We start from the raw sequence: 24,407 nt of genomic DNA on the forward strand, positions 1-24,407 counted from the left end.
AACAGGATTGCCTGAAAGGGCATCCTCAATTAGAAAGCGACTGCATGTTGTTCATCGACTCGGCTGTATTTGACGCAACCATTGACTGGCTGGCCAATGGCCTTTTGGACTTTTCCGGCTGGCAAATTTTGTTTGTCATTTTGGGCCTGACGCACGTCACCATTGCCAGCGTGACCATTTTCCTGCACCGTCACCAGGCACACAGGTCTTTGGATTTGCACCCCATTGCATCGCACTTTTTCCGCTTTTGGCTTTGGATGACCACAGGACAAGTCACCAAAGAGTGGGCGGCCATTCACCGCAAGCACCACGCCAAGTGCGAACAAGCCGAAGACCCACACAGCCCGCATGTGCACGGCATCAGAACCGTGCTTTTCAAGGGTGCTGAGTTGTATCGAAAAGAATCCAAAAACAAAGAAACGCTCAGCCGCTACGGTCATGGCACGCCCGACGACTGGATGGAGCGCAATGTTTATTCGCGTTTTTCATGGCAAGGCGTGGCACTGATGTTGATCATCGATGTGGCCTTGTTTGGCGCTTTGGGCCTCACTGTGTGGGCTGTGCAAATGGCTTGGATTCCCATTACTGCGGCCGGCATCATCAATGGTGCTGCTCACTACTGGGGCTATCGCAATTTTGAAGCGCATGACGCCAGCGCAAACATTTCACCTTGGGGCATTCTCATTGGCGGCGAAGAGTTGCACAACAACCATCACACCTACCCAACATCGGCCAAGTTGTCGGTCAAGCCCTATGAGTTCGATCTGGGTTGGGTCTACATCTGCATCTTGCAATTCTTCGGCTTGGCCACTGTGAAAAAGAAGCCGCCTGTTTTGGCTTATGGCGAAGTTCGCCCCGTGGCCGATGAAAAAACCTTGGAAGCACTCATCGCCAACCGCTATGAAGTGATGGCCGGTTATGCCCGTCAAATGCGCACGGTGTTTCGTCAGGAAGTGGCCAACGCCAAGTTGGACGCCAGCATTTTGAAAGTCGCTTCACGTTGGATTCACCGCGATGGCGACAAGGTGCCAGCAGAAGCACAAGCGCCCTTGAGTGCTACTTTGGCGGCCTACCCTGTGCTCGACAAAATGTTGGCCATGCGTGAAGAGCTGCGTCAAATTTGGCTCAACACATCCCACAACCGCGAACAACTTGCCCTTGATTTGCAAGCATGGTGCAAACGCGCTGAAGACAGCGGCATTGCAGCGTTGCAAGAGTTCTCCACCAAACTTCGCGCTGCCCGCGCTTAATCGGTCGGGGTAGCTAATTTAATTGGGGTCAGATCAACATTAATTTCCATTTAAAGGGGATAAAGACTAAGGGGGGCTGAACGATTTCTGGTACTCCAGTATGAGGAAGCCCCCCTTAGTCTTTATCCCCTTTAAATGACCAAATTAATGTTGATCTGACCCCAATTAAATGACCCCAATTAAATTTCTCCAGCAACAAAAAAGCCCGCAACAGCGGGCTTTTTTATGGGTCAAACTGAATTACTTCAGTTTGATTTCCTTGTACTCAACGTGCTTGCGAGCTTTTGGGTCGAACTTCATGATCGACATTTTCTCGGGCATTGTTTTCTTGTTCTTGCTGGTTGTGTAAAAGTGACCAGTTCCAGCTGTAGATTCCAGCTTGATTTTTTCGCGTCCGCCTTTGCTTGCCATGATGGTGCTCCTGTGGGGGTTTAGGCTTGACCGCGTTCGCGCAGGTCTGCGAGAACGGCATCAATGCCATTTTTGTCGATCAGGCGCAAAGCAGCGCTGGAAACGCGCAGGCGCACCCAACGGTTTTCGCTTTCTACCCAGAAACGACGGTATTGCAGGTTCGGCAGGAACCGGCGCTTGGTTTTGTTGTTGGCGTGGGAAACATTGTTTCCGACCATGGGGCCTTTGCCCGTTACGTCGCAGACACGTGCCATGTGGACACTCCGATACTTTTATCAACAGCTGGTGCCTGATCAGCTTTGCGATAACAGCTTGATTTGATTCAATCTAAGCAGCGTGCAAAACTTAAGGCGCTCCAGCCTCACCTCGCCAGAAGGGTGGCGGTAACCCATTTTGTAGAGATCCCAAGAAGGAGTACTCGACAAAGCCTTGGATTATAGCCAGCTTTTTAGGAGCTGGCCAAGTCCAAATTGGTAAAAAGATGGTTTAAGCGCCTTCTTGTTCCAAAAAGCGCTGAGCATCCAAGGCCGCCATACAGCCCGTACCTGCGCTGGTAATGGCCTGACGGTAAACGTGATCTTGCACGTCACCGGCAGCAAATACGCCGGGCACGCTGGTCATGGTGGCAAAGCCCTTGAGGCCGCTTTGGGTCACGATGTACCCATTGTCCATGGTCAATTGGCCCTGGAAAATCTCGGTGTTGGGGGCATGGCCAATGGCAATGAAGCAGCCTTTGAGTTCCAAATCTTGCAAGGAGCCGTCTTTGGTGGACTTCAAACGCACGCCTGTGACGCCGGTGTTGTCGCCCAGCACTTCTTCCAAGGTTTGGAAGGTTTGCAACACAATTTTGCCTGCGGCCACTTTGTCCATCAATTTATCGACCAAGATGGGCTCCGCTTTGAACTTGTCGCGGCGGTGAATGAGGTACACCTTGCTGGCAATGTTGGACAGGTACAAAGCCTCTTCCACAGCGGTATTGCCACCGCCCACCACGCAGCAGACCTGCTCTTTGTAAAAGAAACCATCGCAAGTTGCGCAACCTGAGACACCGCGTCCCATGAAGGCCGTCTCGGAATCGATGCCAAGGTATTTGGCTGAGGCGCCGGTGGCAATGATGAGGGAATCACAGGTGTAAACACCGCTGTCACCTGTCAAGGTAAAGGGACGCTTGCTGAAGTCGACTTTGTTGATGTGGTCAAACACAATTTGGGTGTTGAAGCGCTCAGCATGCTCCAAAAAGCGTTGCATCAGGTCGGGGCCTTGCACGCCATGGACGTCGGCTGGCCAGTTGTCCACTTCCGTGGTGGTCATGAGTTGGCCGCCTTGAGCAATGCCGGTAATGAGCAAAGGTTTCAAGTTGGCGCGGGCAGCATACACAGCGGCGGTATAGCCGGCAGGCCCTGAACCTAGGATCAAAACTTTGGCATGTTGAGTGGGAACGAGATTGGACATATTGTGGAAACCTGATGAATTCGGGAAAACGCTAAAACGCCATTGTAAGAAGCTTGTGAAATGTCTGTTTGTGGAGGTCTATCGGGTAAGCTTGAGGGTTAGACCATGACCTACTCACTTCGCACCCTCACCAACCCAACCGGCAGCACCGAATCAGACTCCAAAGGCGAGTTCAACGGGGGCATTGGCTTGATGCGCTTTACTCAGGAAATCGTTCTTTTCTTGGGGGCGGCTGCCTTGTTGCTGTTGGTTTTGTCCATGTTCAGCTTCAGTCCCAAAGATCCTTCTTGGTCGGGTTCAGGTTTGGGTGGCCCTGTGCGCAACTGGATGGGGCTGGTGGGTGCCTGGTTGGCCGATGGCATGTACTTTTGCTTTGGTTACTCAGCGTGGTGGTTGGTGGCCATTCTGGGCCGTTTTTGGCTCATTGCGTGGGCCAATTGGTTGCGCACAGATGAGTCCGCTCAAAGTTCTTCATACAAGGAATCTGAGTCCAATTGGAAAACCCGTCTTATTTTTTGGGTGGGCTTGTTCGTGCTCATGTCGTCTAGCTGTGCTCTTGAGTGGGCGCGGCTCACGCGCTGGGACGCCATGTTGCCAGGCACCAGTGGTGGCGCCCTAGGGTATGCCGTGGGGCACTTCTCTTTGAAGTGGTTGGGCTTCAATGGTTCAAGCCTGATTGAAATTGTGTGCATTGCCTTGGGCATGGGTTGGGCCTTTGGTTTTTCTTGGGGGCAAGTGTGTGAATCATTGGGCGCCAAGATCGATGGCCTGATGCAATCACGTCAGGTTAAGCGCGAGATGGAGGAAGACTTGGCCATGGGCCAACAAGCTCTGCGCGAGCGTGAACAACTTCAATCTAAATTACCGGTTGAACCGCAACTGCATCCCTTCGGAAATGAATTCGAAGAGAAGCCTTTGTTTGCAGCAGCAGGCGTGGCTGCACCTGTATTTGCTGAACCTGTTGCACCGATGGTCATTGAGCCTACCGTGACAGCCGTGCCGCGCAGTGAACGTGTGGTCAAAGAACGCCAAAAACCTTTGTTCAATGAGTTGCCAGATAGCAAACTGCCACAAGTTGATTTGCTTGACAGCCTCACGCAGCGCCAAGAGGGTGTGGCACCAGAAACACTCGAAATGACCAGCCGCATGATTGAAAAGCGCCTGAAAGATTTTGGCGTTGAAGTGCGCGTGGTGGCCGCTGCGCCAGGCCCTGTCATTACCCGCTACGAGATTGAGCCTGCCACCGGTGTGAAGGGCTCGCAAGTGGTCAATTTGGCCAAAGACTTGGCACGCTCACTCAGCCTGATTTCTATTCGCGTGGTTGAAACCATACCGGGCAAAAACTACATGGCCTTGGAATTGCCCAATGCCAAGCGCCAGTCCATCAAGCTGAGCGAAATTTTGGGCTCGCAGGTTTACAACGAAGCCAAGTCAATGCTCACCATGGGTTTGGGCAAAGACATTGTGGGCAACCCCGTGGTGGCCGATTTGGCCAAGATGCCTCACGTGTTGGTAGCAGGTACCACGGGCTCTGGTAAGTCAGTGGGTATCAACGCCATGATTTTGTCTTTGCTTTACAAAGCCGAAGCGCGTGATGTTCGCTTGCTCATGATCGATCCCAAAATGCTTGAGATGTCGGTTTACGAAGGCATTCCGCATTTGCTGGCGCCTGTGGTCACCGACATGCGACAAGCCGCTCACGGCCTCAATTGGTGCGTGGGTGAAATGGAACGCCGTTACAAGTTGATGAGCAAAATGGGTGTGCGCAACTTGGCGGGTTACAACACCAAAATTGACGACGCCGCAGAACGTGAAGAGTTCATTTTGAATCCGTTCAGCCTGACACCCGATGACCCCGAGCCGCTCAAGCGTTTGCCGCACATCGTGGTGGTGATCGATGAATTGGCAGACTTGATGATGGTGGTGGGCAAGAAAATTGAAGAACTCATTGCGCGCTTGGCACAGAAAGCACGTGCGGCTGGCATCCATTTGATTTTGGCCACACAACGCCCTAGCGTAGATGTGATTACAGGCTTGATCAAAGCCAACATTCCGACGCGAATTGCTTTCCAAGTTTCTAGCAAAATTGATAGCCGAACTATTTTGGACCAGATGGGTGCAGAAGCATTGCTTGGTATGGGCGATATGCTTTACATGCCTTCAGGAACGGGTTTCCCCATTCGCGTGCACGGCGCCTTTGTGAGCGACGAAGAAGTTCACCGTGTGGTGAGTTATTTGAAAACGCAAGGTGAGCCAGACTACATTGAGGGCGTGCTGGAAGGTGGCACCACCGATGGCGAAGACACCGGTTATGGCGACAGTGCCGATACTGAAAAAGACCCCATGTACGACCAAGCCGTCGAGGTGGTTTTGAAAAATCGCAAAGCCAGTATTTCATTGGTGCAACGCCACTTGAAAATTGGCTACAACCGTGCTGCACGTCTGGTTGAAGAAATGGAAAAAGCAGGGCTGGTCAGTTCCATGAGCAGCAGTGGTCAGCGTGAAATATTGGTGCCAGCGCGCACCGAATAAACCTTCTATCCATTGCACCTGCAACATGAAACTCAAGTTTCAAATTCTTTGTATCTGCGTCGCATGGCTGGGCCATGCGTCTCTCGCATTTGCACAATCCAATGCAGATGCCATTGAGTCTCTCAGACAGTTTTTGCTGCTCACCAACAGTGGTCGCGCCCAATTTACGCAGGTGGTGAGCTCGCCCGCTAAAGCCGGTCAAACCCCACGCCTCAAAACTTCGTCTGGTACTTTTGAGTTTCAAAAACCGCAGCAGTTTCGCTTTGCTTATCAAAAACCATTTGTGCAAACCATAGTGGCAGATGGTCAATCGCTGTGGCTTTATGACGCCGATTTGAACCAAGTCACTGTGCGCAAACAAAGCCAAATGCTGGGGCAAACTCCCGCTGCATTGATTGCTTCATCGGGCGACTTGAAAGCCCTGCAGGCAGAGTTCAATTTAGCGGCAGACCCCGACGCCGAAGGCTTGCATTGGGTTCGGGCAACGCCCAAGCAATCGGACGGTGCTGTTCAATGGCTTCGCGTCGGACTTACCGCCGCCAATGCGGCCAGCCAGAACGTCCCTGTTTTGTCGGCCTTGGAAATTGTCGATGGCTTGGGCCAAACCTCTCGCTTGAATTTTCAGAAATTTGAAGTCAACGTGAAGTTAACTTCGGATACTTTTCAATTCAAAGTGCCGACAGGTGCGCAGGTGATTCGGCCATGAACGCCAGTGTTCATTTGCAGCAACCCTTGGCAGAGCGGTTGCGGCCCCGGCACTTGGGCGAAGTCATTGGCCAACAACACCTCATTGGTGAGGGCTTGGCGCTCAGGTTGGCGTTTGAATCGGGACAGCCGCACAGTTGTATTTTGTGGGGCCCGCCAGGGGTTGGTAAAACAACCATCGCACGGCTCATGGCCGATGCATTCGACGCCCAATTCATCAGTATCAGTGCGGTGCTGGGGGGCGTGAAAGACATTCGAGAAGCGGTTGAACAAGCGCAAGTGGCTTTGAATGGTTTGCAGCCCCAAAGAACCATTGTGTTTGTCGATGAGGTTCACCGTTTCAACAAAAGCCAACAAGATGCATTTTTGCCGCACGTCGAAAGTGGCTTGTTCACATTCATCGGCGCCACCACCGAAAACCCCTCTTTTGAAGTCAACTCTGCCTTGCTTTCTAGAGCTGCTGTGTATGTCTTACAGGCACTCAATGAAGAAGACTTGAAAAAAATTGTGCAACGTGCACATGCCATTGGCGCCATGCCTCCATTGGAAGCCGAAGCCGAGCAACGGCTCATTGCTTATGCAGATGGCGATGCCCGGCGCTTGCTCAATACTCTTGAAACCTTGTCGGTTGCCGCCCAACGCGAAAAACTCGAAAAGATTTCAGACACCTGGTTGTTGAAAGTGCTGGGTGAACGCATGCGCCGCTACGACAAAGGCGGCGAGCAGTTCTATGATTCCATCAGTGCGCTGCACAAATCTGTGAGGGGCTCAGACCCTGACGCAGCGTTGTATTGGTTCACGCGCATGTTGGACGGCGGCGCAGACCCTCGCTACATGGCCAGACGCCTCATTCGCATGGCTGCAGAAGACATTGGCCTGGCCGATCCTCGCGCGCTGCGCTTGGCGCTGGATGCGGCTGAGGTGTATGAGCGCTTGGGAAGTCCCGAAGGTGAATTGGCTTTGGCAGAGTGCGTCATTTATTTGGCTGTCGCCGCCAAATCCAATGCGGTTTACAAAGCTTTCAAAGAAGCCAAAGCCTTGATCAAGAAAGAGGGTACACGTCCTGTGCCCATGCACTTGCGCAATGCACCGACGCAACTCATGAAGAACTTGGATTACGGCAAAGACTATCGCTATGCCCATGACGAGGAGGGCGGCTTTGCAGCGGGCGAAAATTACTTGCCAGAAGGCATGCCGGCACCCGGGTTTTACCGACCCGTCGATCGGGGTTTAGAGCTCAAAATTGCAGAAAAAATGGCAAGCTTGCGAGCATTGAATCAAGCAAAAACTGCCAACAAATAGGAGTTTGTGATGGATGTCTTTCTTCAACAAGTCATCAACGGCTTGGTCCAAGGCAGCATGTATGCCCTGATCGCCTTGGGTTACACCATGGTGTATGGCATTATCAATTTGATCAACTTTGCCCATGGTGAAGTGCTCATGGTGGCCGCGCTTACCAGTTGGTCCATCATTGCGCTCATGCAAGACGCCACACCTGGGCTGCCAGGTTGGTTGATGCTGCTCATCTCCTTGGTCATTGCCAGTACCGTGGCTGCTTCACTCAATTTTGCAATTGAAAAGATTGCTTACAGGCCCCTGCGCAACAGCCCCAAGTTGGCCCCTCTCATCACGGCCATTGGCGTGAGCATCTTGCTGCAAACCTTGGCCATGATCATCTGGAAGCCAAACTACAAGCCATTTCCCACCTTGCTCTCGACAACCCCCATCAACGTGGGAGGCGCCGTTATTTCTAGCACCCAAATTATGATTTTGGGGGTCACTGCTGTTTCCTTGGCGGCCTTGATGTGGTTGGTCAATACCACCAAACTAGGGCGTGCCATGCGGGCCACCTCAGAGAACCCTCGCGTCGCTGCTTTGATGGGTGTGAAGCCCGACATGGTCATTTCAGCCACCTTCATCATTGGGGCCATCTTGGCCGCCATTGCCGGCGTTATGTTTGCCTCCAACTACGGCACAGTGCACCACAGCATGGGTTTCTTGCCTGGCTTGAAAGCGTTTACAGCGGCTGTGTTTGGCGGCATTGGCAACTTAACGGGTGCGGTAGTGGGCGGTATTTTGCTGGGCCTCATTGAGTCCATTGGCTCTGGCTATATCGGGATCCTCACAGGTGGCGTTTTAGGCAGTCACTATGCTGATATTTTTGCTTTCATTGTGCTCATCATTGTGCTCACTCTGCGGCCTTCAGGCCTGATGGGTGAGCGCATTGCCGATCGAGCTTGATCACTCTGGATGCGTCACCATGATCTACTCTAAAAATCACAAAACTCTGGCCATTGGTGTGGCCCTGCTCATCTTGCCTTTGGTGTTGCAGCAGTTTGGTAATGCATGGGTGCGCATTGCAGACATGGCTTTGCTGTATGTTTTATTGGCCATTGGCCTGAACATCGTGGTGGGCTATGCGGGCTTGCTTGATTTGGGTTACGTTGCGTTCTTCGCTGTGGGCGCCTACATGTATGGGCTTTTGGCATCGCCGCATTTGTTTGAAACGTTTCCAGCCATCGCGGCCATGTTCCCTGGCGGATTGCACATGCCGTTGTGGGTCATAGTGCCTTTGGCCGCCGCTTTGGCGGGCTTGTTTGGCATGCTGCTCGGTGCGCCCACTTTGAAATTGCGCGGCGACTACTTGGCCATTGTCACCTTGGGTTTTGGCGAAATCATTCGTGTGTTTTTGAACAACTTAGATCAACCCGTCAACATCACCAACGGCCCTAAAGGACTGAACCAAATAGATCCCATCCATGTCTTTGGCGTCAATCTTGGTAAAAAAATTGAATTTTTTGGCTTTGAAATTCCATCGGTGAGTCTTTACTACTATCTCTTTTTGTTTTTGGTGCTGGTCACTGTTTTGATTTCCCATCGCCTTGAAGTCTCTCGCATTGGCCGAGCATGGATGGCCATTCGGGAAGATGAAATAGCAGCCAAAGCCATGGGACTGAACACGCGCAATTTGAAGCTCATGGCTTTTGGCATGGGTGCTACGTTTGGCGGTGTTGCGGGTGCCATGTTTGCGGGCTTCCAAGGCTTTATTTCGCCAGAGTCGTTCAGCCTCATGGAGTCAGTCATGATTGTGGCTATGGTGGTGTTGGGAGGTTTGGGGCACTTGCCCGGTGTTGTATTGGGTGCTGTGCTCTTGTCTGCATTGCCCGAAATTTTGCGTTATGTGGCGGGCCCCTTGCAGTCCATGACCGATGGCCGCATTGACGCCGCCATTTTGCGCCAATTGCTCATTGCACTGGCCATGATTGTGATCATGCTCATGCGGCCACGCGGTTTGTGGCCATCGCGTGAGCATGGCAAGTCTCTTCAAGCCAAAGAGGGGGCCTGACATGGGCACACAACATCAAAGCCATGTTCCGGTTTTGAAAGTCGCTGGTATTTCCAAGCGCTTTGGTGGCCTGCAAGCCTTGTCTGATGTGGGCATGATCATTGAGCGTGGCCAAGTCTATGGTCTCATCGGGCCAAACGGCGCAGGCAAAACCACCTTCTTCAATGTGATCACAGGCCTTTACACGCCCGACAGCGGCAGCTTCGAATTGGCTGGCAAACCGTATCAACCCACAGCGGTTCACGAAGTGGCCAAAGCTGGCATTGCGCGAACCTTCCAAAACATTCGCTTGTTTGCCGAAATGACCGCGCTTGAAAACGTCATGGTGGGCCGCCACGTGCGCACTTCATCGGGCTTGTTGGGGGCTATTTTTAGAACAGACAATTTCAAGCAAGAGGAAGCCGAAATTACGCACCGTGCCCAAGAATTGTTGGACTATGTGGGCATTGGGAAATATGCCGACTACCGAGCGCGCACCTTGTCTTACGGCGATCAGCGCCGCTTAGAAATTGCACGTGCTTTGGCCACCGATCCCCAACTCATTGCGCTTGACGAGCCTGCAGCAGGCATGAACGCTACCGAAAAAATTCAATTGCGCGAGCTCATCGATCAGATCCGCAAAGATAACCGCACCATCTTGCTCATTGAGCACGATGTGAAGCTGGTCATGGGTTTGTGCGACCGCGTCACCGTGCTCGACTATGGCAAACAAATTGCCGAGGGAACACCGGCAGATGTCCAGAAAAATGAAAAAGTGATTGAAGCCTATTTGGGCACTGGAGGACATTGACATGGCGGCCACATTGTTGAAAGTCAAAGGTTTGCAAGTGGCCTATGGCGGCATTCAGGCTGTCAAGGGCATTGATTTTGAAGTGCATGAAGGTGAATTGGTGTCGCTCATTGGCTCTAACGGTGCAGGCAAAACCAGCACCATGAAAGCCATCACAGGCAGCTTGCCAATTCATGCGGGTGACATTGAATATTTGGGCAAAAGCATTGTGGGTCAGGGCCCTTGGGATTTGGTGAAGCAAGGCTTGGCCATGGTGCCCGAAGGTCGAGGTGTGTTTACGCGCATGTCCATCACTGAAAATTTGCTGATGGGTGCCTACATACGCAATGACAAAGCGGCTATTCAAGACGACATGGAAAAAGTGTTCCACACCTTTCCAAGATTGCGAGAACGCAAAGACCAATTGGCGGGCACGATGTCGGGTGGCGAGCAACAAATGTTGGCCATGGGCCGCGCACTCATGAGTCGGCCTAGGGTTTTGCTGTTGGATGAGCCCTCCATGGGTTTGTCCCCCATCATGGTGGACAAAATTTTTGAAGTGGTACGCGATGTCTTTGCGCAGGGCGTGACCGTTTTGCTGGTGGAGCAAAACGCCTCGCGAGCCTTGGCTTTGGCCAGTCGAGGCTATGTGATGGAGTCGGGGCTTATTTCAATGTCTGGGCCAGGCCAAGAGTTGTTGAACAATCCTAAAGTGAGAGCGGCTTACTTGGGCGAATAAAGCTGGGCTGGACCAAGGCTAAACAACCCCAAACAGCCTAGTAATAGTATCAATCGACCTTCGCTCCACTGGCTTTCACCACGGGCTCATACTTTGTCAATTCCCGTTTCATGAATGCAGCAAACTGATCGGGCGTGCTGCTGACAGGCTCAGCCATGAGCATGCCAAAACGGGCTTTGGTTTCCGGGGCTGCCAATGCTGCTGAAAATGCCTGATGCAAACGCGAGACCATGGCAGGCGGGGTATTGGCTGGTGCCACCAACCCCCACCACGTGTCTACCTCAAAGCCTTTGAGTGTTTCTGCCATGGCGGGAATGTCTGGCAAAGCGCTGGCGCGTTGTGCTGTGGTCACGGCCAAGGCTTTGAGCTTGCCCGCTTTGATATTGGGTGCTGCTGTGGCCAAGTTGTCGAAGTTGAAATCGACTTGGCCTGACAACAAAGCAAGCTGTGCAGGATTGCCGCCATTGAAGGGAATGTGCACTGCAAAAATGCCTGCATCGCGCTTGAAAATTTCTGCGGCCAAATGGCCTGCGCTGCCATTGCCGCCCGATCCAATATTGAGCTTGCCTGGGTTGGCTTTGCCATAGGCAATCAAGTCGCTCAATGTGTTGATTTTCAAACGCTGTGCGGTATCGGCATTCATGACCAACACATTGGGCACCCGCACCATTTGAGTGATGGGTGCGAAATCTGTAGCGGCATTAAAGGGTATCTTGCTAAAGAGCCAAGGATTGATGGCATGCGTGGCCACAGCGGCAATGCCGATGGTGTAACCATCGGCAGGGGCTTTGGCCACCAAGTCGACACCCAAGTTGCCACCGGCGCCAGGTTTGTTGTCAATGATGACAACGCCCAAGCTGTCTTTGACGCGCTCTGCCAATGCCCGGGCCGTGACATCAATGGGGCCACCAGGTGCGTAGGGCACTACCAAGCGAATGGGCTTGTCTAAGGGCTGTGCATGGGCAGTATGGATGCTTGACAAGGCTAGTACGGCGATAGCGGCATGCAACCATGATCGCTTCGTGAAAAAATAAACGCTGCGCATCAGTTGGACTCCTTGGCCTTGTCGGCTTCAGTGGTGAAAGAATCTGCAAAGAAAGCCTCATCGGGCAAGCCTGCTTTGCCCACGTAGTCTGCACGTGCAGAGTCGACCACAATGGGAGCGCCGCATGCATACACCTGAAAGTTGCTGAGTTGGGGGTGATCTTGCAACACAGCCTGATGGACAAAACCAGTTCTTCCAGTCCAGGCGTCCTCTGGCAAGGCATCCGATACGACGGGCACATAGCTGAGATTGGGCATTGCCTTGACTTGCGCTTCCACCCAATCGCTCATGTACAAATCGGCTGGGCGACGACCACCCCAATACAAGGTAGCGGGCCTGGTGATGCCTTTGTGTTGCATGTGCTCAATGATGGCTTTGATGGGCGCAAAGCCCGTACCGGATGCCAGCAAAATGATGGGTGCTTGGGAGTCTTCACGCAAATAGAAACTGCCGTAAGGGCCTTCAATGCGCAAGATGTCTTTTTCCTTCATGGTGCTGAACACCACATCGGTGAACTTGCCGCCCGGCATATGGCGAATGTGCAATTCCACTTTGGGCGCGCTTGGGTCTAGCGTGTGTGGCGCGTTGGCCATGCTGTAGCTGCGGCGGGCTCCATCGCGGAGCAAAAACTCAACATATTGCCCCGCATGAAACTGCATCACGTCGGTCGCGGGCAGTTGCATGACGACCGACATCACATCGTGTGATTTCTTTTGTAAACTCACAACACGAACAGGCATTTTTTTAATGGGGAAGCTGCCGGCCTGTGTCACTTGTCGTGATTCCAGCACCAGATCACTTTGCGCAGTAGAGCAGCAGGTCAAGATCAGGCCTTGTGCCTCTTCTTCAGCACTTAGGGCTTTGGCTTGATGGTTGCCATGAACCACTGTGCCTGAAATCTTTTTGCATTTGCAAGAACCACATGCGCCATCTTTGCAGCCATAGGGCAATCCAATGCCTTGGCGAATGCCTGCGGCCAACAAAGTTTCGCTGCTGTCTGCATTAAATGTGCGGCCACTGGGCTCGACGGTAATTTGGAAGCTCATGTTTTCGTTATCCTAGGGGGGTCTTAATTTCGCAACACCCCGATTTTGCCTTCAAACCAAACCCCTTTAGGCGCTTTGCCTTCCCGCTTTCGAAAAGAGCGTGTATTGATCATCGGATGTGGTGATGTAGGACAGCGTGCGGCCAAACAGTTGGTGGGGCGAACCAGGGTTGTAGCACTCACTTCCAGTCCAGAAAAGGCCGCCGGTTTAAGGACTCAAGGCATCACCCCAGTCCAGGGGAATTTGGACGATGCAAGCTCGTTGCAGCGTTTGTCGGGATGGGCTACGCGAGTGCTTCATTTGGCGCCGCCCCCCTCAGACCGCGTGGGTGAGTGGTCGACAGACTCACGCACCTTGAATTTGGTGCGGGGACTTAAGAAGAGAACATTGCCCCAAGCGCTGGTTTATGGCTCTACCAGCGGTGTGTATGGCGACTGCCAAGGGGAATGGGTTTCAGAATCTAGGCCGGTGCATCCGCACACTCCGAGAGCGGTACGCCGAGTTGATGCCGAAAACACCATTCGCTTTCTGGGGCGAACTGGTGTTCGCAGCACTATTTTGCGAATTCCGGGCATCTATGCCCCCAATCGCCCCAACGGCACTCCCCGTGAAAGACTGATCAAGGGCACCCCTGTGCTTTTGAGTGAAGACGATGTGTACACCAACCACATCCATTCAGATGATCTGGGCAGAGCCTGTGTGGCAGCGCTTTGGCGTGGCAAGCCGCAGCGAGTTTTTCATGTGAGCGACGACAGTCAAATGAAAATGGGAGACTATTTTGATTTGGCCGCAGACATCATGGGCTTAAAACGCCCTCCGCGTGTGCCCCGAAGCCAAGCCCAAGAATCATTGCCGCTGATGCTGCTGAGCTTCATGAGTGAATCTAGACGCTTAAGCAACCATCGCCTCAAAAAAGAGCTGCGGGTGCAATTGCATTACCCCACCATTTCACAAGGTTTGCATGAACTTAGCCCATCGGTGTGCGCTGTGTTGAAGTGACCCGATGGCCTCAGCCTTTGGGCTTTGAAGGGCCTGAAAAGTTAACGCCTTTTTTCTCAAGAAAATCAAGGCTGGCTTTCATCAAATAAGCGCCTAGCAAGGCACCATTCAAATCGCCTAAAAACATCCAAAAGACTGTCGTTAACTCAAGTGCCTCAGATTTTCCAATCAGAACCCAAGTAAAGTGGTGGATCACAGAATTGGAAACGCAATACAGAATGGTGAGGCTAGCCAAATCACGCAGTGATGTGATTTCAGGCTGTCGCTTCATGTAAATCCTAAAACAAAGCAATGCAATCAAGGGGCCCGCGCTTGAGCAGGCAATGTTGAGCAAACCCACTTCCAAGGGGTCGTCGAAATGACTCAACAGCAGCAAGCCGCCCAAAATGGTGGACACTGTTCCGAATGCAGGGCCCAAAACCAGCAAATTAAACAGGCGTAGGAATGCTGGCAGGTAAATCAACGAGATGTTGTCGGAGATGGTGGCAAAGTCAAACAGCCAACCATTAAGGATGTGTGTTGCGAGGTACAACACAGCTAATGCCAAAACCAAAACTATGTGCATTTCGCAAAAGAGTTTATTCGATTAATTGCAAATCGATGGTGCCCGAGGCCGGAATCGAACCGGCACGCCTTGCGGCGGGGGATTTTGAGTCCCCTGCGTCTACCAATTTCACCACCCGGGCGGATTGCGAAGAACGCGATTATGACATATTTTTTTCGGCTTTTTTGAAACCCAACACATCTCAAGCCAAGTTGCCAAACACTGCTAAAAGCAAGATCGTTCCAATTAAAAACAAAATCAATATCAGGCTTGATTTGTCCTTGGATTTGGATGGTTCGGGCGCACCTTCACCTGCTTGAGGTGGTGCAGGGAGTCGCAATTTGGACTTCATTTGCCGAAGGGCTGACTGAATCACAACTTGAAACATGGCAACTCCTTTTTTGGATTTTTTTTGGTGGAAAGCTAGACCATACTCCATCTTCCCATAAGTTTTATCAATTTGGCTACGATCAACGCATGAGTTCCTTGGAATTAACCCTGCTTTACTTGCTGGCCGCTGTGCTGGGGGTAGTGGGCTGCCGATTCCTCAAGTTGCCGCCCATGCTGGGTTACCTGGTAGTGGGCGTTGTGATTGGCCCAAACGCTTTGGCATTGGCCCAAAACTCAGAGGGCGTTCGCCACCTTGCTGAGTTTGGCGTTGTCTTTTTGATGTTTGTCATTGGCCTCGAATTCAATCTACCCAAGTTGAAGGCCATGCAGCGGTTTGTGTTTGGTTTGGGTTTATGGCAAGTGACCTTGACGGTAATTATTGTCACTGTCTTTTCCCTATTCCTCAGCATCATGGCCCCTAAACTTTGGGGCTTGAGCTGGCAAACCGCATTGACACTGGCTGCTGCTATGTCTATGAGTAGCACGGCCATCGTGATCAAACTCATGGCCGATCGCTTGGAGCTAGATTCAGAACATGGAAAACGAGTCTTAGGCGTCTTGTTGTTTCAGGATTTGGCAGTGGTTCCTTTCTTGGTCATGATCCCAGCCCTCAATGCGCCACCTGAACAACTCATGAGTGCCTTGGGTTTGGCAGTGCTCAAGGCTACGGTGCTCATCACATTGCTTCTGACGGGAGGCCAGCGATTGATGCGTTGGTGGTTGTTGTTGGTGGCACGCAGGCAGACCGAAGAATTGTTTGTATTGAATGTGTTGTTGGTCACATTGGGACTGGCATGGCTCACTGAGATTGCTGGATTGAGCTTGGCCTTGGGGGCCTTTGTTGCAGGCATGCTCATTTCTGAAACAGAATTCAAACACCGCGTTGAGTTGGATATCAAGCCCTTTCACGATGTCTTGTTGGGACTCTTCTTCATCACCATTGGCATGATGCTTGACTGGCGAATCATTATGGATCGCTGGGGCTTTGTATTGTTCTTGGTCAGCGTACCTATTGTTTTCAAATTTGTATTGGTTGCTGCTCTCGCTAGGCTAGGGGGGGCAAGCGAGGGTATTTCACTGCGAACAGGTCTGTATTTGGCTCAGGCAGGAGAGTTTGGTTTTGTTTTACTGACGCTCGGTAATCAACACAACTTGATACCTGCCGATTGGCTCAATCCGGTTCTGGCCAGTATGGTGCTTTCAATGATTGCCACGCCATTCATCATCATGCGGGCCAACCAGTGGGTGATGAAATGGTCATCCAGTGATTGGTTAGAGCAATCCCTTGAAATGACTCAATTGGCGCAAAAAAGCATCAATACTGAAAAGCACATCATCATTTGTGGTTACGGGCGCTGTGGTCAAAATCTGGCCAAGCTTTTTAAAACACAGCAGGTGGCCTACATCGCCTTAGATTTAGATCCAGATCGTGTCAATCGTGCCCTGGCCCAAGGCGATCGAGTTGCTTATGGCGATGCAGCCAGGTTGGAGTCCCTTATGTCTGCCGGCTTGGAGAGAGCCAGTGCTGTGGTGGTGACTTATTTAGACAGCGCATCTGCCTTCAGAGTATTGGCCTTGGCCAAGGAACATGCCCCCCATGTGCCTGTGGTGGTCAGAACCAAAGATGACCAAGACTTGGCCAAGTTTCAAACTGCAGGGGCTTCAGAGGTGGTGCCTGAAACCATCGAGGGATCTTTGATGCTGGCCACCCATGCTTTGGCATTGGTGGGCGTGCCCATGAAGCGTGTCATTCGCATGGTTCAAGTGCAGCGAAGTCAGCGCTATGAGTTGTTGCGAGAGGTCGATCCTGGCGATGAGGTCGAAGACAAATCAGCAGACCACAGACACTGAGGTTTGTCATGCATCTCGCTGATGCTCCTGAACATTCTCAAACCCAAGCTCAAGGATTGCATGAATCACAATTTTTGGCTGGCGCTACCTCATGCAGAGGATGCAACTCTGTGAAATCACATTTCAAGCAATTCCATTTCTCAGCGCGAGCTATGCGTGTGGGCGTAGCACATATTTCACAAGGTGCACCCTTGATCATTTCTGTGAGCCCGTAACCTGGCAAATGACATTGCGGGCAATTTGACAGCAACAAAGCTGAAAGCTTTTCAGTGGTATTTTGGATAGACCGCATTCTGCTGGGGTTCATGTGCGCCCGCATGTCAGTCTCTAGCCACACAGAAGGAGAAATGCGGAGGGCGGCTTCAACGCGTTCTTGAAATTCAGCGCTGCTGCCAATGCCCTTGGCAAAAAAACTGTCTGCAGGTGTGCCGAGTATGAGTGCGTGGCTTGGAAAACTCGACTTCGCAGCAAATGCCATTGCATTGTCTAAAGAGCTGACTTTTTCAGATGCAAAGTTGGTGTCTGAGGTGCCAAGGATGGCGTAGACAGCATGTTGTTCAAGCTGGTCCCACAAAGCCAACACTTCCAAGTTCCAAGGCAATAAATAAACCTGCGGGTGCGGTCCAAATGAGCCTTCACTGCCAAGTCCAAACCTGCACGATGTGAGCTCTGTGGCCAATTGCGCTTTTTTCAAGGCAGCCTGAACTTGGGTCAGGGTTCTGGGGGTTTCGCCCGTGAATGTGCCCAAAGTGTCGGTGTCAAAACTCGTTTCCACTCGAATCGCAAACCCTTGTTTTTCCAAGATGGGTGCGACGACAGTCTCTTTTTGATGGCAGGTTAAGAAGGCAATTTCATGGGTCATGAAACGGGATTTTAGATGGCCCAGTTGGCTAAATAGCTGTAGAAGGGAATTCCCAAAATAATATTCAATGGGAAAGTCAGGCCGAGTGAAAGTCCCAAGTACAAAGAGGGAGACGCTTCTGGAATGGCCAACTTCAGTGCGGCGGGCACTGCAATGTAGGAAGCACTGGAAGCCAAAACCATGAGCAAGATGCTGTCACCCAAAGACATGCCCAAGGCAAAGGCCAATCCCAACGCGAGCAGGCTGTGGGTGATAGGCCCCAATACGGCATAGGCAATGAGCAGCAAGGATTTGCCTTTGAGATAGTGAAAATTTCTGGACGCTGTAAGGCCCATGTCCAACAAGAAAAAGGCCAGCATGCCCTTGAACAGGTCAACCGAGAAGGGAGCCATCATGGTCTTGCCTTGTTCGCCAGACAGAATGCCCACCAGCATGGCACCCAATAAGAGCAACTGCGCCCCGTCGGTGAGGGATTCATGCAAGGTTTGTTTCAGAGTGTGGCTGTGTGAGGTGCCGCTTATTTTTTTTCTGATGCCATTAACCCAAAACACGGCCAACAAAATGGCAGGTGACTCCATCATCGCCATGGCTGCCGACATGTGTCCAGAGTAGGCAATCTTGTTGCCGTCGAGAAACTGAACCGCCGTCATGAATGTCACCGCACTCACTGAGCCGTAAGTGGCTGCAATGGCCGCTGCATCAAAAGGGCCGGTGATTCTTTTGAGAAGTTGATAGCCGATGGTAGGAATGAAAACCGCCAAGAAAACGGCGGCGCCCAAACCCTTGGCCACGTCGACATTCAAACCCGATTGCGAAAGTGCAAAACCACCCTTCAAGCCCAGTGCCATGAGCAAATAGAGGGATAAGAACTTAGAAATGGGTGGCGGGATTTCTAAGTTTGATCTGAGAAGACCAGCGCCAATACCAAAAAGAAAGAAGAGGATGGCTGGATCGAAGAAATTGTTGAACAAATCAGCCTAACTTTTTTAAACCTAAACCGCAGGATCTTATGGCATAGAGTAATATTGAAAAAGCAGATAATTTCTTATATAAATTCTCAATAAAACTGAATATGAGCATCCATTTTAATTACAAACATCTCTATTACTTTTGGGTGGTGGCCAAGGAGGGCGGCATTTCAAGGGCGGCAGAGAAATTGGACATGGCGGTGCAAACTGTGAGCGCCCAAGTCAGGGAGTTGGAAAAATCTTTGGGATGTTCCCTTCTCAAGCCTGCAGGTCGCGGCTTGGTTTTAACCGAAGCGGGCATTGTGGCCATGAAGCAGGCCGATCAAATTTTTCAATTGGGCGAGGCACTGCCTGGTCGTGTGAGAGATGCCGTGAGTGCACCCATGGTTCGTTTGACGGTTGGTATTTGCGACAGCCTTCCCAAGATGGTAGCCCATCGGCTTTTAATGCCCATCATCAAAATCAAAAATTTAAAACTCACTTGCTATGAGGGACAGTTAGACGATTTGTTGGGGGATTTGGCATTGCATCGGCTCGATGTTGTTTTGTCGGATAGGCCTGCGCCAGTTAACCCCAACATCAAGCTTTACAGCCACGGCTTAGGTGCCACCGACATTGCTTGGTATGGCAATGCCCAAATGGTGAAGTCAACACAAAAGAATTTTCCTCAAAGTCTGGGGTCTGTACCGATGCTTTTGCCAACGGCCCACACAGCCGTTCGCGATAGATTAGATCAGTGGTTTGAACAGCGGGGGATCACACCTCATATTGTTGGAGAGTTTGAGGACAGCGCCCTATTGAAAACATTTGGTGCCAATGGCATGGGCATTTTCCCTGCGGCCGAATGGGTGCATGAGGACCTCACCGCGCATTACGCCGTGCAGCGATTAGGAGCTTGCGAAGGTGTACGGGAACATTTTTTTGCCATTGGCACAGAAAGAAAAGTTCATCACCCCTTGGTTCAACAACTTCTCTTGCAGAAGTTGTGAACTGCGGGGGAAGGCTGGTAGCCAAGTTCACTTAGCTTCAGGCTTGGCTGTGCGAACACTCAACAGCATGGTGATGGCCAGAATGGCAACCACCACGCCTAAGGAGAAGTGCACTGGTATTTTGTAAATATCAATCAAACACATCTTGGTGCCAATGAAGATCAAAATCACTGCCAGTCCGTAGTTCAAAAGGTGGAACTTGCTGGCCACAGACGCCAGTAAGAAGTACATGGCGCGCAATCCCAAGATAGCAAACACATTGCTTGTGAGCACAATGAAAGGGTCGTTGGTGATGGCAAAGATGGCTGGGATGGAGTCAACCGCAAAAATGACATCGGTCAGCGCAATCAAGCAGATCACCATGAACAAAGGCGTAGCGACCTTCTTGCCATTTTCCATCGTCCAAAAATTTTCACCGTCGTAATCTTTGCTGACAGGAATTAATTTGCGCAGCAGTTCGAGTGCGGGGTTGTCATCCAGATTGGGTTCTTTGCCCGCAGCCCACCACATCTTGAGACCTGTCAGAACCAAAAATGCACCGAACAAATACAAGATCCAATGGAATTCGGCCAGCAACCATCCACCCACCAAAATCATGACGGTGCGCAAGACAATGGCACCAATGATGCCAATCATGAGAACCCTCTTTTGAAAATGAGAGGGCACCGCTAAGTAAGTAAAGATCAGCAAGAAGACAAAAATATTGTCAACAGCCAAAGATTTTTCAATCAAATAGCCCGTTAGAAATTCAAGCGACTTGGTGTTGGCCAATTCGGTTGATCCCGTCGTATCCTTGATCGCCCACCAGAACAGGCCATTGAACAAAAAGCTCAGTGCGATCCAGATCAACGACCAGTTCAAGGCTTCCTTCACCCCAATGTCTTGTGAGCCTTGTTTTCGAAGCACCACGAAGTCAATGAAGAGAGAAGCGAGGACGATGACGCCAAATGTGGCCCAAAGCCATAAAGGTGCAATTGTTTGCATGGAAACCTTGTGAAAAAATGTGAACGCCCTAAAGCTGGGCCAGTGAGGGAAAGTTTATTTAGAAATAATCAGTTTTTATCTGAATAAAATAGAACATAATTTCGTAAATAAAGGATTATTGGTGCTTGTGTCTGACTTCTCTAATGTGCTGCTGTTGTTCAAGTAATTCCCACAAATGTCGATTAAAGTCAGTTGGCAATTGATTGCGCATCGAAAGAACTTACTGTGCCGCTTCCTTTCTCTCAATTCCTTTGTTGGTTGACGGTTTGCTTTAGCTGTTTGTGCAGCTTTGGTTTAGCTCAAGCTCAAGCTCCAGCTCCAGCTCAAACCACAGCTGCGCCCAAACCCAAAAGGCCAGGCCAAGCTGTTGCGCCCGAGGCGGCCAGTGGCCCCTGTGTGATTGCAGAATTTCGCTTGATGGCGCTCACCACCCACGACCCCCAAGAGCGGCAAAATAAATCTATTGAGTGGCTTCAAAAAAATCATGCCAATTGCTCACCCATGCAATTGGCGATCCTTCACTCAAGCAAGGCTTCACTCTTGGGCACGGCAGACAGCATGGCACTTTCTGCGGTCTTTGACACCATCATGGAAAAGCGCATGGGCAACAATCCAGAGGCTTTGAGCAGGTATTACCGACCAGAAGTTCAAGGCCCAGGCCGACCCAGAACAGAATCTACAACGGCTGGCGCCGATACAGCCAAGCCTGCGGGTGGTGCGCCGCCAGTTGCCGTGGCAGCCGTAGGGGGTGTGATTGCGCCTACGCCAGCTTCAATACCGGGCGCCGCTGGGGTAGCTGCACCAAGCAGTCAGAATATCAACATCAACATGGGTGGCGCGAAGCCGCCTGAAGAGGACATGTCGCGGAAAATGCCGCTGCCGACTGAGCCATTGTTTGCTTTTCCGCAAGAACTCGGCACGCCTTTGCTGAATTACTTTGGCAAAATTCGACGGCAGTTTGCGCGGTCATTTTTCATGGAAACACTAACGCCTGGTAAATGCCCAGAGGGCATGTCTTGGCGCTCTGATCAGTGTGAAGTCAACATCAAGGTGGCTTGGCGGTTTGGCGAAAAAGTACCCCAAGGCGCCAAGACTTATCCTGTGGAGCCTAAGCTCCTTGAAAAACTCAATTTTGACGCAGGCTATACCTTTGTCAGACTGGGTAGCGATATCTTGGCCTTGGAAAAGGACACTGGAAAAATTGCAGATGCAATTTTGAACTTGGGCAAAGCCACCTAAGCTATTTGTAAATGCCCCCGCAGTGACGTGCCGTGTCTGGCATGTCTTATTGTGGAATCAAAGCAATCAGGCTGGCCAAATGCACCAGGGCCGCACTCAAGGTCAGCAACAGTGCTACCCACACTCGGGGTCTGATGGCAAGGCCCAAAACCACTTGGGATGGAAAAGAAAAAGTAGTGGCTGTGGCTGCAGTTTTCAAAATGTGAACATCCCTCACAGAAGGATCTAGGGCCAACTTCATCATGTCTCGGCGGCTCCTGTAGCGCATGCTGCCGGCAACGTGCCATCCGGGGTCAGGGGGTATGTTCCAAGAGTCAATGTAGCCACCCACTTTGCGCATCACCAAAACAGGATGCCCTCCATGTCTGACCAAAACCTTGACAAAACTGTTGCCATATTCTCGCAGCAGGTCGATGCCTTTGGTGGGCTTGCCTGTGTGGGGGTGCGCAAGCTCTCCAGTGTGAACACGAACCAAATTGACCATGACAAATTCTTTCCCATCGTCTGCCTCCAGAAAAGCTCTTAAATCTTTGGGATCGCTGTACTCACTCATTTTGAGATCGCTGACCTGATTCATGAAATCGTTCACTTCTTGAGGGCTCAGCGGACCTCGCCAGTTGTCGTACCAAAGACGAAAAACAATGTAGAGCGCTAAGGCGACAACCCAAATCCACCAAGCACCTAGTAGCATCGACTTCTCCTAAAATTGATATAAAGCTGTTCTCATGACAAGGACAGCATGTTCGAAGCATAATCCCTTAAAGCACCCTCATGTGTGCTTTTCAGTCTCCTGCAAAGACGAGTCTTGGTAAATAGAAAAAATGAATTATTTAACGCTTGAAGATGCCATTGGCAACACGCCCTTGATCAGGTTGCAGAGAATGGCAGCAGAAATCACGGGGCCCAAAGGCAATGTGCTTTTGGGAAAACTCGAAGGCAACAATCCTGCAGGGTCGGTCAAAGACAGGCCCGCACTCTCCATGATCAAAAGGGCTGAAGAGCGAGGCGAAATCAAGCCTGGCGACACCCTGATTGAAGCCACCTCGGGCAACACGGGCATTGCACTTGCCATGGGTGCGGCCATCAGGGGCTACCGAATGATTTTGATCATGCCGGAAGATTTGTCTATTGAGCGTGCGCAAACCATGAAGGCCTTTGGCGCCGAACTTATCTTGACGCCCAAAAGTGGGGGCATGGAATATGCCCGCGACCTGGCCGACAACATGGCGGCTCAAGGGAAAGGGCGCATCCTCGATCAATTCTCCAACCTCGACAACCCACGCATTCATTACGAGACAACGGGCCCAGAAATTTGGTCGCAAACAGAAGGGCGTGTCACGCACTTTGTGAGCTCCATGGGCACCACTGGCACCATCACTGGTGTGTCGCAATTTCTGAAAGAAAAGAATCCCAAAATTCAAATTGTGGGTGCGCAACCTACTGAGGGTTCGCGCATTCCTGGCATTCGCAAATGGCCAGAAGCCTACTTGCCCAAGATCTACAACCCTGCCAATGTGGATGAGCTGATTTATGTCAGCCAAGACGATGCGGAAGACACGTGCCGTCAAATGGCACGCGAAGAAGGCTTGTTTGCGGGCATTTCAGCGGCTGGCGCTTGTTGGGTGGCTCAACAAATTGCAGCCCGAGAAAAGAACGCCACCATCGTTTTCATTGTGTGCGATCGCGGCGATCGTTATCTTTCTACGGGAGTGTTCCCAGCATGATCGAATATCGCTTTTGTCCTTGCTGCGGTGCCGCGCTGTCTTGGCTGCAGCAAATGGAGGATGGCGGAGAAAAACTTCGCTTGCGTTGCTCCGAGTGCGACTTCACGCATTGGAACAATCCCACACCCGTCTTGGCAGGCATTGTGCAGGTAGGCAACCAAATTTTATTGGCGCGCAATGCGGCATGGGCAGGTCGGAAATTTGCGCTCATCACGGGTTTCATGGAGTCTGGTGAAACGCCTGAAGAAGGCATCACCCGTGAAATCAAGGAAGAAACCAATTTGCAAGTCAGTGCGCTTAAATTGATTGGTGTTTACGACTTTCAGCGCATGAACCAAGTGATCATTGCGTACCATGCTCTTGCCTCTGGCACGGTCAAGCTGTCCCCCGAATTGGCAGAGTACAAAATGTTCAACTTTGATGAATTGGTTTGTTGGCCTGCCGGTACAGGCTACGCATTGGGTGATTGGCTGCGCACTGAAGGGATTGAGCCCAAGTTCATGACTTGGGAAGAACGTGATGCGCAAGGTCGTTCTGCTTAATGGTCTATCAGAATTAATTT

25 protein-coding genes and 1 tRNA gene are annotated in these 24,407 nt (G+C 51.3%); 14 read left to right on the forward strand and 12 right to left on the reverse strand.

The genetic code is table 11. The features are described 5' to 3' along the window. The first annotated feature begins 44 nt into the window (after positions 1–44). Complete coding sequence (locus B9Z32_RS07305; protein ID WP_108420590.1) at positions 45–1,250, forward strand: fatty acid desaturase; 1,206 nt, start codon at positions 45–47, stop codon at positions 1,248–1,250. Positions 1,251–1,490: 240 nt separating this feature from the next. Here B9Z32_RS07305 and rpmG read toward each other — a convergent pair whose 3' ends face one another. The 3 genes from rpmG to trxB form a co-directional block, all read right to left on the reverse strand. Further along, entirely contained in the window at positions 1,491–1,661 is a 171-nt protein-coding gene (rpmG, locus tag B9Z32_RS07310) for a 50S ribosomal protein L33 (RefSeq protein ID WP_019425810.1), read from the reverse strand. Positions 1,662–1,681: 20 nt separating this feature from the next. Then, on the reverse strand, positions 1,682–1,915 hold the full coding sequence (rpmB, locus tag B9Z32_RS07315; RefSeq protein WP_055361356.1) for a 50S ribosomal protein L28: 234 nt from the start codon (positions 1,913–1,915) through the stop codon (positions 1,682–1,684). Between the two features lie 232 nt (positions 1,916–2,147). After that, positions 2,148–3,113 carry a thioredoxin-disulfide reductase gene (trxB, locus tag B9Z32_RS07320; protein WP_108420591.1) on the reverse strand — a complete coding sequence of 322 codons (966 nt, stop codon included), beginning with the start codon at positions 3,111–3,113 and terminating at the stop codon, positions 2,148–2,150. A 105-nt stretch (positions 3,114–3,218) separates the two neighbouring features. Here trxB and B9Z32_RS07325 point away from each other — a divergent pair, with 105 nt between their 5' ends. From B9Z32_RS07325 to B9Z32_RS07355, 7 genes are read left to right on the forward strand one after another with little or no spacing between them, the layout of a single operon-like run. Further along, positions 3,219–5,645, forward strand: a complete 2,427-nt coding sequence (locus B9Z32_RS07325) for a DNA translocase FtsK (protein WP_108420592.1) — start codon at positions 3,219–3,221, stop codon at positions 5,643–5,645. Between the two features lie 25 nt (positions 5,646–5,670). Beyond that, complete coding sequence (gene lolA, locus B9Z32_RS07330; protein ID WP_108420593.1) at positions 5,671–6,351, forward strand: outer membrane lipoprotein chaperone LolA; 681 nt, start codon at positions 5,671–5,673, stop codon at positions 6,349–6,351. Further along, on the forward strand, positions 6,348–7,652 hold the full coding sequence (locus B9Z32_RS07335) for a replication-associated recombination protein A (RefSeq protein ID WP_108420594.1): 1,305 nt from the start codon (positions 6,348–6,350) through the stop codon (positions 7,650–7,652). Before lolA ends, B9Z32_RS07335 begins: the two co-directional genes overlap by 4 nt. A gap of 9 nt (positions 7,653–7,661) precedes the next feature. Next, positions 7,662–8,591: a branched-chain amino acid ABC transporter permease gene (locus B9Z32_RS07340; RefSeq protein WP_108420595.1), complete on the forward strand. Its 930-nt coding sequence runs from the start codon at positions 7,662–7,664 to the stop codon at positions 8,589–8,591. Between the two features lie 19 nt (positions 8,592–8,610). Continuing rightward, a complete protein-coding gene (locus tag B9Z32_RS07345) occupies positions 8,611–9,696 on the forward strand; it encodes an ABC transporter ATP-binding protein (protein WP_108420596.1) in 1,086 nt (361 codons plus the stop codon). Between the two features lies 1 nt (position 9,697). Beyond that, complete coding sequence (locus tag B9Z32_RS07350; RefSeq protein ID WP_108420597.1) at positions 9,698–10,486, forward strand: ABC transporter ATP-binding protein; 789 nt, start codon at positions 9,698–9,700, stop codon at positions 10,484–10,486. A gap of 1 nt (position 10,487) precedes the next feature. Further along, a complete protein-coding gene (locus B9Z32_RS07355) occupies positions 10,488–11,204 on the forward strand; it encodes an ABC transporter ATP-binding protein (RefSeq protein WP_108420598.1) in 717 nt (238 codons plus the stop codon). A 49-nt stretch (positions 11,205–11,253) separates the two neighbouring features. On the opposite strand, the gene B9Z32_RS07360 is transcribed toward B9Z32_RS07355, so the two are convergent. Both B9Z32_RS07360 and B9Z32_RS07365 read right to left on the reverse strand, forming a co-directional pair. Beyond that, positions 11,254–12,249, reverse strand: coding sequence for a tripartite tricarboxylate transporter substrate binding protein (locus B9Z32_RS07360; RefSeq protein ID WP_108420599.1), 996 nt, complete (start codon positions 12,247–12,249; stop codon positions 11,254–11,256). Then, positions 12,249–13,295: a CDP-6-deoxy-delta-3,4-glucoseen reductase gene (locus B9Z32_RS07365; protein WP_108420600.1), complete on the reverse strand. Its 1,047-nt coding sequence runs from the start codon at positions 13,293–13,295 to the stop codon at positions 12,249–12,251. Before B9Z32_RS07365 ends, B9Z32_RS07360 begins: the two co-directional genes overlap by 1 nt. Positions 13,296–13,340: 45 nt before the next feature. Between B9Z32_RS07365 and B9Z32_RS07370 the strand changes: the two genes are divergently transcribed. Further along, positions 13,341–14,294: an SDR family oxidoreductase gene (locus B9Z32_RS07370; RefSeq protein WP_108420601.1), complete on the forward strand. Its 954-nt coding sequence runs from the start codon at positions 13,341–13,343 to the stop codon at positions 14,292–14,294. Between the two features lie 10 nt (positions 14,295–14,304). Here B9Z32_RS07370 and B9Z32_RS07375 read toward each other — a convergent pair whose 3' ends face one another. The 3 genes from B9Z32_RS07375 to B9Z32_RS07385 form a co-directional block, all read right to left on the reverse strand. Further along, on the reverse strand, positions 14,305–14,829 hold the full coding sequence (locus B9Z32_RS07375) for a hypothetical protein (RefSeq protein ID WP_158268188.1): 525 nt from the start codon (positions 14,827–14,829) through the stop codon (positions 14,305–14,307). 66 nt (positions 14,830–14,895) lie between these two features. After that, a tRNA-Leu gene (locus tag B9Z32_RS07380) sits at positions 14,896–14,980 on the reverse strand. A gap of 60 nt (positions 14,981–15,040) precedes the next feature. Beyond that, a complete protein-coding gene (locus B9Z32_RS07385) occupies positions 15,041–15,226 on the reverse strand; it encodes a hypothetical protein (protein ID WP_146179469.1) in 186 nt (61 codons plus the stop codon). Between the two features lie 89 nt (positions 15,227–15,315). On the opposite strand from B9Z32_RS07385, the gene B9Z32_RS07390 reads away from it, so the two are divergent. Then, positions 15,316–17,079, forward strand: a complete 1,764-nt coding sequence (locus tag B9Z32_RS07390) for a cation:proton antiporter (RefSeq protein ID WP_108420604.1) — start codon at positions 15,316–15,318, stop codon at positions 17,077–17,079. A 49-nt stretch (positions 17,080–17,128) separates the two neighbouring features. Here B9Z32_RS07390 and B9Z32_RS07395 read toward each other — a convergent pair whose 3' ends face one another. Together B9Z32_RS07395 and B9Z32_RS07400 are read right to left on the reverse strand one after the other, a co-directional pair. After that, complete coding sequence (locus B9Z32_RS07395; protein WP_108420605.1) at positions 17,129–17,941, reverse strand: DUF6671 family protein; 813 nt, start codon at positions 17,939–17,941, stop codon at positions 17,129–17,131. A gap of 11 nt (positions 17,942–17,952) precedes the next feature. Next, on the reverse strand, positions 17,953–18,912 hold the full coding sequence (locus tag B9Z32_RS07400) for a sodium-dependent bicarbonate transport family permease (protein WP_108420606.1): 960 nt from the start codon (positions 18,910–18,912) through the stop codon (positions 17,953–17,955). A 101-nt stretch (positions 18,913–19,013) separates the two neighbouring features. Here B9Z32_RS07400 and B9Z32_RS07405 point away from each other — a divergent pair, with 101 nt between their 5' ends. Continuing rightward, a complete protein-coding gene (locus tag B9Z32_RS07405) occupies positions 19,014–19,898 on the forward strand; it encodes a LysR family transcriptional regulator (protein ID WP_108420607.1) in 885 nt (294 codons plus the stop codon). Positions 19,899–19,925: 27 nt separating this feature from the next. Here the strand turns inward: B9Z32_RS07405 and B9Z32_RS07410 are convergent, their stop codons facing one another. Beyond that, a complete protein-coding gene (locus tag B9Z32_RS07410; RefSeq protein ID WP_108420608.1) occupies positions 19,926–20,882 on the reverse strand; it encodes a TerC family protein in 957 nt (318 codons plus the stop codon). A 279-nt stretch (positions 20,883–21,161) separates the two neighbouring features. On the opposite strand from B9Z32_RS07410, the gene B9Z32_RS07415 reads away from it, so the two are divergent. Next, positions 21,162–22,121, forward strand: a complete 960-nt coding sequence (locus tag B9Z32_RS07415; protein WP_108420609.1) for a hypothetical protein — start codon at positions 21,162–21,164, stop codon at positions 22,119–22,121. A gap of 46 nt (positions 22,122–22,167) precedes the next feature. Here the strand turns inward: B9Z32_RS07415 and B9Z32_RS07420 are convergent, their stop codons facing one another. After that, positions 22,168–22,812, reverse strand: a complete 645-nt coding sequence (locus tag B9Z32_RS07420) for a hypothetical protein (RefSeq protein WP_108420610.1) — start codon at positions 22,810–22,812, stop codon at positions 22,168–22,170. A gap of 130 nt (positions 22,813–22,942) precedes the next feature. Here B9Z32_RS07420 and cysM point away from each other — a divergent pair, with 130 nt between their 5' ends. Both cysM and B9Z32_RS07430 read left to right on the forward strand, forming a co-directional pair. After that, positions 22,943–23,845 (forward strand): cysteine synthase CysM, encoded by a 903-nt coding sequence (gene cysM, locus B9Z32_RS07425; protein ID WP_108420611.1) that lies wholly within the window; start codon positions 22,943–22,945, stop codon positions 23,843–23,845. Next, positions 23,842–24,387, forward strand: a complete 546-nt coding sequence (locus B9Z32_RS07430; RefSeq protein ID WP_108420612.1) for an NUDIX domain-containing protein — start codon at positions 23,842–23,844, stop codon at positions 24,385–24,387. Before cysM ends, B9Z32_RS07430 begins: the two co-directional genes overlap by 4 nt. Positions 24,388–24,407 lie beyond the last annotated feature (20 nt).

The sequence above is a fragment of the Limnohabitans sp. MMS-10A-178 genome, from assembly GCF_003063375.1.
Taxonomy (GTDB): Bacteria; Pseudomonadota; Gammaproteobacteria; order Burkholderiales; family Burkholderiaceae_C; genus Limnohabitans_A.

Excerpts from the sequence above, each read along its gene's own strand:
- cysM (WP_108420611.1), top strand. The coding sequence starts at position 22,943 with ATGAATTATTTAACGCTTGAAGATGCCATTGGCAACACGCCCTTGATC.
- B9Z32_RS07430 (WP_108420612.1), top strand. The coding sequence starts at position 23,842 with ATGATCGAATATCGCTTTTGTCCTTGCTGCGGTGCCGCGCTGTCTTGG.
- B9Z32_RS07335 (WP_108420594.1), top strand. The coding sequence starts at position 6,348 with ATGAACGCCAGTGTTCATTTGCAGCAACCCTTGGCAGAGCGGTTGCGG.
- rpmG (WP_019425810.1), bottom strand. The coding sequence starts at position 1,661 with ATGGCAAGCAAAGGCGGACGCGAAAAAATCAAGCTGGAATCTACAGCT.
- B9Z32_RS07395 (WP_108420605.1), bottom strand. The coding sequence starts at position 17,941 with ATGACCCATGAAATTGCCTTCTTAACCTGCCATCAAAAAGAGACTGTC.
- B9Z32_RS07360 (WP_108420599.1), bottom strand. The coding sequence starts at position 12,249 with ATGCGCAGCGTTTATTTTTTCACGAAGCGATCATGGTTGCATGCCGCT.
- B9Z32_RS07355 (WP_108420598.1), top strand. The coding sequence starts at position 10,488 with ATGGCGGCCACATTGTTGAAAGTCAAAGGTTTGCAAGTGGCCTATGGC.
- B9Z32_RS07305 (WP_108420590.1), top strand. The coding sequence starts at position 45 with ATGTTGTTCATCGACTCGGCTGTATTTGACGCAACCATTGACTGGCTG.
- B9Z32_RS07325 (WP_108420592.1), top strand. The coding sequence starts at position 3,219 with ATGACCTACTCACTTCGCACCCTCACCAACCCAACCGGCAGCACCGAA.
- trxB (WP_108420591.1), bottom strand. The coding sequence starts at position 3,113 with ATGTCCAATCTCGTTCCCACTCAACATGCCAAAGTTTTGATCCTAGGT.
- lolA (WP_108420593.1), top strand. The coding sequence starts at position 5,671 with ATGAAACTCAAGTTTCAAATTCTTTGTATCTGCGTCGCATGGCTGGGC.
- B9Z32_RS07410 (WP_108420608.1), bottom strand. The coding sequence starts at position 20,882 with ATGCAAACAATTGCACCTTTATGGCTTTGGGCCACATTTGGCGTCATC.
- B9Z32_RS07345 (WP_108420596.1), top strand. The coding sequence starts at position 8,611 with ATGATCTACTCTAAAAATCACAAAACTCTGGCCATTGGTGTGGCCCTG.
- B9Z32_RS07385 (WP_146179469.1), bottom strand. The coding sequence starts at position 15,226 with ATGTTTCAAGTTGTGATTCAGTCAGCCCTTCGGCAAATGAAGTCCAAA.
- rpmB (WP_055361356.1), bottom strand. The coding sequence starts at position 1,915 with ATGGCACGTGTCTGCGACGTAACGGGCAAAGGCCCCATGGTCGGAAAC.
- B9Z32_RS07350 (WP_108420597.1), top strand. The coding sequence starts at position 9,698 with ATGGGCACACAACATCAAAGCCATGTTCCGGTTTTGAAAGTCGCTGGT.
- B9Z32_RS07390 (WP_108420604.1), top strand. The coding sequence starts at position 15,316 with ATGAGTTCCTTGGAATTAACCCTGCTTTACTTGCTGGCCGCTGTGCTG.
- B9Z32_RS07365 (WP_108420600.1), bottom strand. The coding sequence starts at position 13,295 with ATGAGCTTCCAAATTACCGTCGAGCCCAGTGGCCGCACATTTAATGCA.
- B9Z32_RS07405 (WP_108420607.1), top strand. The coding sequence starts at position 19,014 with ATGAGCATCCATTTTAATTACAAACATCTCTATTACTTTTGGGTGGTG.
- B9Z32_RS07420 (WP_108420610.1), bottom strand. The coding sequence starts at position 22,812 with ATGCTACTAGGTGCTTGGTGGATTTGGGTTGTCGCCTTAGCGCTCTAC.
- B9Z32_RS07340 (WP_108420595.1), top strand. The coding sequence starts at position 7,662 with ATGGATGTCTTTCTTCAACAAGTCATCAACGGCTTGGTCCAAGGCAGC.